Genomic DNA, 4,921 nt, shown 5'->3' on the forward strand with positions numbered 1-4,921 from the left:
GCACAGGTGACTTCTCGGCCTGCACAGGTGACTTCTCGGCCTGCACAGGTGACTTCTCGGCCTGCACAGGTGACTTCTCGGCCTGCACAGGTGACTTCTCGGCCTGCACAGGTGACCTCTCGGCCCGCACAGGTGACTTCTCGGCGGAGGGTGGGTCAGGTGCCGAGGATCTGGAGGGTGGAACCCTCTCGTCCCTTGGTGACTGCGAGCTGGGTGGGGATGCGCTCGCGCATCTCGGTGACGTGGCTGACGACGCCGATGATGCGGCCGCCTTCGCGGAGGGTGTCGAGGACGTCGAGTACGTCGTCGAGGGTGTCGGCGTCGAGGGAGCCGAAGCCCTCGTCGACGAAGAGGGTGTCGAGCATCTGGCCGCCGGCCTCGTTCATGATCACGTCGGCCAGGCCGAGCGCGAGGGCCAGGGAGACCACGAAGGTCTCGCCGCCCGACAGTGTGGCGGGGTCGCGTGACTCGCCGGACCAGTCGTCGCGGACCATGAGGGCCAGGCCGCCGCGGCGGTCTCCGGCGCCCTTGGCCGCGGAGTGCTCCAGTGCGTAGCGCTGGTCGCTCATCTTCGCCAGACGCTCGTTGGCGGCGGCGACGACCTGGGTGAGGCGATAGGCGACGACGTACGCCGACAGGCTCATCTGCAGCTGGTTGTCGCTGCTCTTTCCCTCGGCGAAGGAGGCGATCCGGGTGGCTACCTCGAGGTCCTCGCGCACCGGTGCCCAGGTGGAGAGGGCCTGGGTGAGGTCGCGTAGGAGGGAGTCGAGACGGGCGGCCCGGTTGGCGGCGGTGTCGGCGGCGGAGCGCGCTGTGTCGGCGGCTTCGGCCGCCTTGCGGTGGGCGGTCGACAGGGTCGGCAGGTCGGGCTCGGAAGCCGCCAGGATCTCCGCGGCCTCGGGGGAGTCGAGGGTCGCGCGGGCGGCGGCCAACCGGTCGGCGTACGTCTTGATCTGGCCGGTCAGGGCCTCGACCCGTGCCGGGGGCAGAGCGGCCGCGAGCGCGCTCTCGGAGGTGTCGAAGCCGGCCCGGGTTGCGGTGGCGGTCAGGGTGCGTTCCGCGCCGAGGAGTGCCTCGGCGGTGCGCGCGGCCGCCTCGAGGCGCTCGCGGTCGGTGGCCGCTGCCTGGTGATCGCGGTCGAGTGCGGTGAGCAGGGCGTCGAGATGCGGGTGGTCGCCGCGTACGTCGCTCAGCTGCTCTTCGAGTCGCTCGCGCTCCTCGGTGAGGTGACGCAGCGTGGTCTCCAGCTCGGCCGTGCGGGTCTCGAGCTCGGTACGGAGTGTGGCCGATCGGGCCCGGCTCTCCTCGGCGGCGGCGAGCTCGACGCGGAGGTCCTGCTCGCGCGCGGCCGTACGTTCCAGACCGGTGAGACGCTCGGCCATGGCCCCTGCCGGCTCGTCGGTCTCGCCGGCCGCCTCCTGGGCGAGCTGGAGACGGGTGGTGAGGTCGCGCACGTGCTGGTCCCGGGCGTGCTCCTCGGCGCTGGCGTTGTCGTAGGTCGTCTGCGCTGTCTTCTCGGCGGCCGCGTCGGGGGCGCCGTCGGCGGGGGAGGCCTTGTGCGGGTGGTCGTGGGATCCGCAGACCGGGCAGTCGGCACCGACCGCGAGGTCACCGGCGAGCTCGGCGGCGATGCCGTCGAGACGCGCCTGACGTACGTCGAGGTAGTAGGTGCGCGCCTCCATCGCGGCCGTCCGGGCCGACTCGTGCAGGGCGCGAGCCTCGACGAGCTCTCGCGTCAGCCGGCCGGCTTCGCTCATCGCCCCGACCCGGGCACGCAGCGCCGGGATCGCGGCAGCTGCCTGGGTGGCCGCCTCCAGGTTCGCTACGAGCTCCTCGGCTCGCTTCGGCAGGTCCTCGGCGAGCCGTGCCTGCTCGCGGGACTCGGTGAGCAGCCGGTCGCGCTGAGCCCCGGTGGTCTGGAGCTCGCGGGTGACCTCGCTGAGCCGCTTCTGCACCGGCGCCAGGGCGCGGGCGTGTGCGAGCCGGGCGGAGATCGCCTCGACGGCGGCCTTGGCCTCGGTCAGGCTGAGATCGTCGGGGGCGAGGGCGGTCGCCTTCTCGTGGTCGCGACGGGCCTGGTCGGCGAGGTCGCTGACCCCGACCACGGCCTCGGCGCGGCGGGCGGCCTCCACGCGGCGTACGCGCTCTTCCTGCTCCTCGGCGCCCGCGACGAGACGGCCCTCTTCCGCGGCCGCCGCTCGCAGGCTCCGCTGCTTCTCGGCCACCACCCGAGCTGTGTCGAGGGCGTCGAGGGTCTCCGACTCGGCGGCCAACGCCTCCATCGCCGCACCCGAGGTGGCAGCCTGGGCCTCCGTGGAGTGCTCGGCAAGGCCGCGTGCCCACGCCGTGATGGTGCCGTCGCCGGCGGGAAGACCGAGATCGTGTACGTCCCAATCGTCGGGAAGCGTGACGGCGGCAGTCTCGCTGATCCGGCTGACGACCTCGGCGGCGCCTGCGTTGAGCGTCTCGGAGCGGCGCCGCAGCTCGACCCGCCGCTCTCGCAGCCACCGCTCGACATCGGCGAAGCGCTCGGTGCGGAAGAGCCGCTCGAGGAGTCGCTTGCGGTCCTCGGCGCTGGAGCGGAGGAAGGCCTGGAACCGGCCCTGGGGCAACATCGCCACCTGCACGAACTGGGTGAGCGTCATGCCGAGAAGATCCGAGACCAGATAGCCGGCCTCGTCGAGGCGGGTGGTGAGGGTGCGCCACTCCTCGCCGACCAGCTCCATGAGTACGACGGAGGCCTGCTGGGTCGTGGTGCCCGCGCCCCGCCGTTTCTGGCGCTCCCACGACGGCGAGCGGGTGATCCGGAAGCGCCGCTGGGCCAGGGTCGCGTCCAGGACGACGCGGGTGGGTACGTCGGCAGCGGCGCGGTCGCTGCGCAGCCGCTTCGCCACCGACCGATCGCCTGGCACGTCGCCATAGAGCGCGAAGCAGACCGCATCCAGGACGCTGGTCTTGCCGGCGCCGGTCGCCCCCGACAGCAGGAACAGGCCCGCTTCGGACAGCTGGTCGAAATCGACGGTGACGGAGCCGGTGAACGGTCCGAACGCGGTGACCTCCAAGTGGTGAAGGCGCATCAGAAGAGCACCTCGAGCCACTCCTCGTCATCGGCTCCGCCCGCCGAGGAGTCGAGCACGTCCACCTCGGGATCCTCACAGCAGGCGTCGACGGCGGTCTGCAACAGAGCCAGCTCGCCCTTGGCCGCGGGCTCGCCGCGCAGCTCGGCGACGAACTCGGTGACCAGATCGATGTCACGCCGCGGCCGGGACGGGTCGGGGTGGGAGAGGGCACCCAGGATCGGTGCGGTCGACTCGAAACCCAGCACCAGGGTGTGCGGGAACCTTCGGCGCAGACGCTCCATCGCCTGGGCCGGGCGGATTCGGTCGGTCAGGGTGACCTGCAGCCACGACTGCTCGTGGACGTTGTGGCGAGGATCGCTCAAGAGCTCGTCCAACGTGCCCCGCAGCCGGGCCAGCTTGCGTGGCACCGGCGCCTCCACGAACTCGCTCGCGACCAGGCCGGACTCGTCGAGATCGACCAGCCATGAGCCCTTGAGGTGGTTGGCCTCGGAGAAGGAGTAGGCCAGCGGCGAGCCGCTGTAGCGCACCGTCTCCGTGATCGTGTGGCGGCCGTGGAGGTGGCCGAGGGCGGCGTAGGAGATGTCCTCGAAGAGGCTCGCGGGGACCATCGAGACGCCGCCGACCGAGATGTCGCGCTCAGAGTCGGAGGGCTCAGCGCCGGTGACGAAGGCGTGGGCCATCACCACGCTGCGCCCGCCTCGGCCGTCGAGGTCGCCCCGGACCCGTCGCATCGCCTCGCCGAGAGCGGCCTGGTGGGAGCGGGAGTCCAGACCCCAGGACGCCCTGGTGGCATCGGGCTCGAGATAGGGGAGCCCGTAGAAGGCCACCTCGCCGTGCTCGTCGGGGAGCATCACCGGACGCCCGACACCGGCCAGGTCGGTGCGGATGAAGATCCCGGCGGCGTCGATCAGCTCCGAGCCGAACCCCAGCCGCTGGGCCGAGTCGTGGTTGCCGCTGGTGATGACGACCTTCGCCCGCGACGCCGCGAGCCGCGAGAGCGCCTCCGAGGCCAGCCGCACCGCGTCGACCTGCGGAAGCGCCCGGTCGTAGAGATCGCCGGAGACGCACACCACGTCGACGGATCCCTGCTCCACGACGGAGAGCAGATGGTCTACGTACGCCGCCTGGTGCTCGAGCATGCCCTCCCTGTGGAAGGACCGACCCAAGTGCCAGTCGGAGGTGTGCAGGATCCGCATACTCCGAAAACTATCGGTGAGCACCGACATCCGAGCCTGCGACCCGCGAGGAACGAGCGGGTCGAGACCACGAGAGGTCTTGGGTGAAGGGTGTCCGCGGCCACTGCGGGGAAATGGGACCGCCGCGTGGGCGGCTCGCGAGTAGGGTTTGACGGTCCGGTTGACCTGAATCGGAGCGGAGGAGAGGAAGGACATGGTGGAGGCTCAACCTGACTACGACGGTGCAATCGTGATCGTGGAGATCGCTCCGGACGAAGTCGTACTCGTACACCCCGACGGTGACCCCGACGGCCCGGCATCCCTGCCAGGAAACCCGTGCCGTCCGGGCGAATCTCCGGAAGCCGGCGCCGTCCGGATCGTCCGAGAGCTCACCGGGCTCGAAGTCCGGCTGACCGGTGTGGTGACCAGCTTCGTACAACCAGGTACGCCGACCGGGACGATGCAGGCCCACGGCTTCGTCGCCACGCCGGTCGGGGGCACCCTCCTCGAGGCCGGCCCGGAGGGGCCGGTCACCCGGCACCGCACCGATGCGCTCCCCGAGTTGGTGAGCGTCCGGGTGGCCATCCGTCGGGTCCTTGACACCTACCTTGCGCAGACGGAGTAGCCCCACCCCCACGGTCTACAACCTCTGTCGGCTCGCCTGCC

General features: G+C 71.3%; 3 protein-coding genes. 1 reads left to right on the top strand and 2 read right to left on the bottom strand.

Annotated elements, in window-relative coordinates; all coding sequences use genetic code 11:
* Positions 1-155: 155 nt before the first annotated feature.
* On the bottom strand, positions 156-3,077 hold the full coding sequence (locus ACRDPS_RS14785) for an AAA family ATPase (RefSeq protein ID WP_431502408.1): 2,922 nt from the start codon (positions 3,075-3,077) through the stop codon (positions 156-158).
* Positions 3,077-4,276 (bottom strand): exonuclease SbcCD subunit D, encoded by a 1,200-nt coding sequence (locus ACRDPS_RS14790; protein ID WP_431502409.1) that lies wholly within the window; start codon positions 4,274-4,276, stop codon positions 3,077-3,079. Before ACRDPS_RS14790 ends, ACRDPS_RS14785 begins: the two co-directional genes overlap by 1 nt.
* Positions 4,277-4,469: 193 nt before the next feature.
* Here ACRDPS_RS14790 and ACRDPS_RS14795 point away from each other — a divergent pair, with 193 nt between their 5' ends.
* Positions 4,470-4,880, top strand: coding sequence for an NUDIX hydrolase (locus ACRDPS_RS14795; RefSeq protein ID WP_431502410.1), 411 nt, complete (start codon positions 4,470-4,472; stop codon positions 4,878-4,880).
* The last annotated feature ends 41 nt before the right edge of the window (positions 4,881-4,921 follow it).

This window comes from Nocardioides sp. (assembly GCF_050699375.1).
In the GTDB taxonomy this organism is placed as follows: domain Bacteria; phylum Actinomycetota; class Actinomycetes; order Propionibacteriales; family Nocardioidaceae; genus Nocardioides.

Bases quoted from the DNA above. Each gene is read 5' to 3' on its own strand.
- ACRDPS_RS14785 (WP_431502408.1), bottom strand. From the start codon at position 3,077: ATGCGCCTTCACCACTTGGAGGTCACCGCGTTCGGACCGTTCACCGGC.
- ACRDPS_RS14790 (WP_431502409.1), bottom strand. From the start codon at position 4,276: ATGCGGATCCTGCACACCTCCGACTGGCACTTGGGTCGGTCCTTCCAC.
- ACRDPS_RS14795 (WP_431502410.1), top strand. From the start codon at position 4,470: ATGGTGGAGGCTCAACCTGACTACGACGGTGCAATCGTGATCGTGGAG.